This window comes from Synechococcus sp. R8-2, from assembly GCF_047461715.1.
Lineage (GTDB): Bacteria > Cyanobacteriota > Cyanobacteriia > Thermostichales > Thermostichaceae > Thermostichus.
This window is the reverse complement of the sequence record NZ_JANSHQ010000532.1, coordinates 1-4,194: the sequence shown is the minus strand read 5'-3', so window position 1 is coordinate 4,194 and position 4,194 is coordinate 1. Positions and strand designations below refer to the sequence as shown.

5 protein-coding genes are annotated in these 4,194 nt (G+C 59.3%); 2 read left to right on the top strand and 3 right to left on the bottom strand.

Translation table 11 applies throughout. The features are described from left to right. Together NW819_RS12040 and NW819_RS12035 are read left to right on the top strand one after the other, a co-directional pair. Window positions 1–185 (top strand): hypothetical protein (locus NW819_RS12040; protein ID WP_414413881.1); only part of this gene is annotated, 185 nt, incomplete at its 5' end. A gap of 176 nt (window positions 186–361) precedes the next feature. After that, window positions 362–1,180, top strand: a complete 819-nt coding sequence (locus NW819_RS12035; RefSeq protein WP_414400412.1) for a hypothetical protein — start codon at window positions 362–364, stop codon at window positions 1,178–1,180. Window positions 1,181–1,187: 7 nt separating this feature from the next. On the opposite strand, the gene chlP is transcribed toward NW819_RS12035, so the two are convergent. The 3 genes from chlP to ruvX form a co-directional block, all read right to left on the bottom strand. Continuing rightward, a complete protein-coding gene (chlP, locus tag NW819_RS12030) occupies window positions 1,188–2,408 on the bottom strand; it encodes a geranylgeranyl reductase (protein WP_414350952.1) in 1,221 nt (406 codons plus the stop codon). A gap of 124 nt (window positions 2,409–2,532) precedes the next feature. Beyond that, window positions 2,533–3,669, bottom strand: a complete 1,137-nt coding sequence (locus tag NW819_RS12025; protein ID WP_414413880.1) for an extracellular solute-binding protein — start codon at window positions 3,667–3,669, stop codon at window positions 2,533–2,535. Next, complete coding sequence (gene ruvX / locus NW819_RS12020) at window positions 3,641–4,105, bottom strand: Holliday junction resolvase RuvX (RefSeq protein ID WP_414331042.1); 465 nt, start codon at window positions 4,103–4,105, stop codon at window positions 3,641–3,643. The genes NW819_RS12025 and ruvX overlap by 29 nt, the downstream gene beginning before the upstream one ends. Window positions 4,106–4,194 lie beyond the last annotated feature (89 nt).

Below are 4,194 nucleotides of genomic sequence, written 5' to 3'. Positions count from 1 at the left end.
GCTCCTGCGCTAGTAAGCTGAACCTTCTGATCCTATCGCAGACGGGATCCCTTGCTTGGCAAGGCGGAAAACGGCAAAGCCGGTGGCGCTGCCCCGACAAAATGGCCCCTGGGATCCACCGCAAAGGCAACCCCCAGCTCGATGAAGACCGGGTACTGGGCTATCCCTTTGGGCAGAGCGGATGAAGTTCAAAGCCGTTATTGTTGGAAAGATTATTCAAAGACTCCCCCTGGTTTGCGCCAGCCCTGGGTTAGGCTATTGCCATCCCGGGGGAGCAAGAAACACCGCTGCTCTGCCCCAAAGTCCGCGAGTTGAGTTAAGGAAGGTTGAGGTGAAGGGGAGACTGACCTGCCATTTCCCTGTGCTGCTATTGGCCCTGCCTCTGTGGGGATCCCCGACCTGGGCCGGAGAGTATTTCACCGAGGAAGTCACCAGCCCCAGCCTGGAGATCGTTCACGGCTGGCGGCAGGAGGTGTACGGCATTGGGGTTACCATCACCAACACCAGCCTCGGCTCCTTTCGGGTGCCCTTGGAAATTGATATGGAGGATCGGACTAGCTGTGAGCGGGCCGACTTGGTGCTGACCAACAATCGCATCATGCCGATGGGATCCTTCCAAGATTGCATTCTCAACATCTTTCCCTACCTGGATAAGTTCATCAACCAAGAAGTCGCCAGCATCCGAGTCACCCTAAAAGGGCCAGCTCCCCTCCTGGAAATTCCGGTAGAGGAGTCGGATCGACTGATTTTGGCCCAGGTGGCCAACCAATCGCGGGAAGCCTTTGTTTTCTTTCAGCAGGAGTTGGCCCGTGTTTTGGAGCTGCTGAGGCAGTCGGATCCCAAGCAAAGCGAGACGGCCCCACAGCCTGGCACCCCAGTTCCGACCGCCACCCCAGCCGAGTCTGCCGCTAGCCCAGGAGATTTTGTAATCGTGGGATCCATTCGGGAAGAACGAGTGGGGGCCGGTAGCCGCCTAAGCGTGGAAGCGATCAACCGCAGCACCCGCACGGTTCTCAACGCCCGTGCTCGTTTCACCTTCTATCGGGGAGAAGAAGTTGTCGATACGCGAGTGGCAGCGTTTGAGCCCAGCGACGTGCCCCCCGGACAAAGGGCCTCCGCCAGTGTGCTGAAAACCGAGGCCAATTGGGATCGCGTTACGGTGACCTTCCAGTGGCAGTAGGGTTACTTCAGGGAGCCAAAGCGTTGCCGCGAATCAGGCTGCCCAGGGTTTTGACCGTGATCTTGAACTGCACCCAAGGGCTCATGGGCACTACCGTCTTGTAGAGGTAGCTGTCAAAGGTCATCCTCTGCACGTCCCGGTCGGCGCACATCTCCACAAAGGCTTCGCGGGTGGCATTGGAACGGTAGAACACCCGCTGCAGGATGTCCAAGACCTTGTAGGTCAGGCCGTACTGGCGATCCCAGCGCTTGAGATACAGTTTTAGATCCTCCTCTGTGGGAATGCGCTTGCCACCGTTGGAGGTCTCGACGATGGTCTCGGCGCACATGCGGCCTGACTTGGCGGCAAAATAGATCCCTTCGCCGCTGGATTTGGTGACGTATCCCGCCGCATCTCCCACCAAAGCAGCACGGCCCACCACACGGCGCGGACGGGGATGCTCTGGGATCGGATGGGCTTCCACCTTGATCACCTGGCCGCCGCGGATACGCTCGGCAGCACGGGCGCGGATCCCAGCTTGCAACTTTTGGATGTGGGCTTGGTTTGCCCTCATGGTGCCGGTGCCCACGGCTACATGGTTGGACTTGGGAAACACCCAGGCATAAAAGTCTGGAGAAACATCGTCCCCCACATACATTTCTGCCCGCTCTGCGTAGTAGGCCATTTTGTCGTCCGGGAGCCGGATGCGCTCCTGAAAGGCCAGCGCATAGTTATAGTCTCCAGCACCAATGGCTTCTGCCACCTTGGAGTGGAACCCATCCGCCCCGATCACCACATCCACAGCCAAAGAACGCGGCACCCCTTGCCTCGATCCGTCGGAAAAATCGTTGTAGTGCAGGATGTAGGGATCCCGGCCATTCTGGGGGATTTCCAGATGCATTACCTTGCCGTTGATCAGCTCCGCCCCTTTTTGGTGGGCACGATTGCGCAAGAAGGCATCCAAGATCTCGCGGCGGCACATGCCGATGTATTCGTTTTCCTTTTCAAGGGCGATATCCACCTCATAGTTGGAGGGGGAGATCATCTTCATCTTGCGCACTTTGCGGTCGATGATCTCGGGGGGAAGGTCAAATTCTGAGACCATACAGAGAGGAATGGCGCCCCCACAGGGCTTAGCATTGTCCAGCTTCCGCTCAAACAAAAAGGTTTCAATTCCCGCTTGGGCTAGAACTTCAGCAGCAGAGGCTCCGGCTGGCCCGCCCCCCACAACAGCAACTCTCAGGCTCAAGGTGCTCTCCTCGATGCAAATGCGACTGGCTCATCAGACAGCAGGCATCCTACCACAGCTCCTCAGAAGCATTGCGGACCTTGACGAAGTGTTGCAGAGTGGAGGGCTCGCGCTCGCTGTGTTTCTACAAAAGGCCCCGCCGCATTTGATCCCAGAGGTTGAGATAGGACTCGGCTTCGGCTGAGCTCAGGGGGCGCCAGATCTCCGAGCGTTGCCAAGTGGAGATTTGCAAGTCGGCTCTGCGTTGCAGGCGTGGGGCAAGTTGAGCCAAATCCAGCGGCAAAACCGAAGGGATCCCGCTCAGATTGACCAAGCGGGGGGCAAATTCAGGATTCAAGACAAAATCAAGCCAGTCAGCCAACAGGGATCCGGAATCTGTCTGGGTTGATTCTGTGTGGGCATTGTCTTCGACGTGGGGTCGCACCCAGACATCCCACCAGATGGCGGATCCGGAGGCCGGGATCACCACTGCCAGCTCAGGGTAGTTGGCTTGGGTGGCGTAGAGATCCTGCGACCAGCCCACGGCCACCCAGCTATCGGCCAAGCGCAAGATGGGCAGGTAGTCGGAAGAGGTGTAAGTTAAAACCTGGCGATGCAGGGATCCCAGCTCTTGACGTAATTCGACATCCTCAGGGTTGAGGGGATCGTTGTAGGAGCGGCCCATTTTCTTTAGGGTTAGCCCAATCACCTCCCGCGGATGATCCGGCAGAGTCAGTTTGCCGGCCAGCTCAGGCCGCCACAGATCCGCCCAGTCCCGAATGGGCTCCCTCACCCGATCCCGGCGGTAGGCAATGGCCGTTACCCCCCAGCGCCAGGGCACACCCCAAATCTGCCCCTCCCGGAGTGCCGCAGCTTGCCAACGGGGATCCAGATTCTGCCATCGTTCTCCCAACAGGCTTGCCGGCAGAGGAGCCAGCCAACCGGCAGCTATGGCCCGATCCAATCCGTCGGCCCCCAACAAACTCAAAGCCGCCACCGGCAGCCGCCGCCGGAACCATCCCCCCGGATCCCACCAGGCCGGATCAGCCGGCTGAACACTTTGCCGGAGATAGGCCAACAACTGATCCCGACTATCCAACAGTTGCAGCCGAAAGCGGGCCTGAGTCCTGCGGCGAAACTCGTTGAGCAAACTGGCAGGGATCCCTTGCTTGAGCGCCACGACAAGAGGCAGGTGTGCATCCGGCCCCCCACATCCTGCCGCCATTAGCCCCAGCAGGATCCCCTGTAGAAGCTCACGTCGGCTCAGCCGTATCTCGCCCACGACAGTACCGCTCCACCAGAATGAGAGCCACCAGATCATCGTAAGCCTTGGCGGGCACCCGCATCCCCTTGGGCAACAGCCGCTCCCATCCCTGCGGTGGGTGAAAATCCCAGTAGCGCTGACGGGCCTCTTGGGAGCTGTGCCGCTCATCCACCAGGACAATCTGCTGCGGGGGGAGAATGGATTCCAGTTGAGACTTCCAGGCTTGGGCCGTCGTCTGATTGCCCAGGATCACTTGCTCCGCCTGAAACTGTTGCCGGAGCGTTTGTAGTCTAGACAGCGCTGCCGCGGAAGGGACCACCTCCCGGTGTAAAACCTTCAGCTCCGTTTGCGTAAACACCTGCACCACAGCAATGCCGCATTTGTCGCGCCCTGGGTCGAAACCGATCAGCACTCGTTGGCCCTTCAGTCTTGCCGGGTGGAGTGGATCCGTCATCCCTCAGGACGCCCCGCCTGCTGAGCCCCAGAAGAGCCGGGTTGACCGGAAGCTTCTGCCATCAGAAAACTCACCCGCAATGGCCCCGC

What these genes read in the sequence shown, in the direction of transcription:
- ruvX (WP_414331042.1), bottom strand. Translation starts at nt 4,105, where the DNA reads ATGACGGATCCACTCCACCCGGCAAGACTGAAGGGCCAACGAGTGCTG.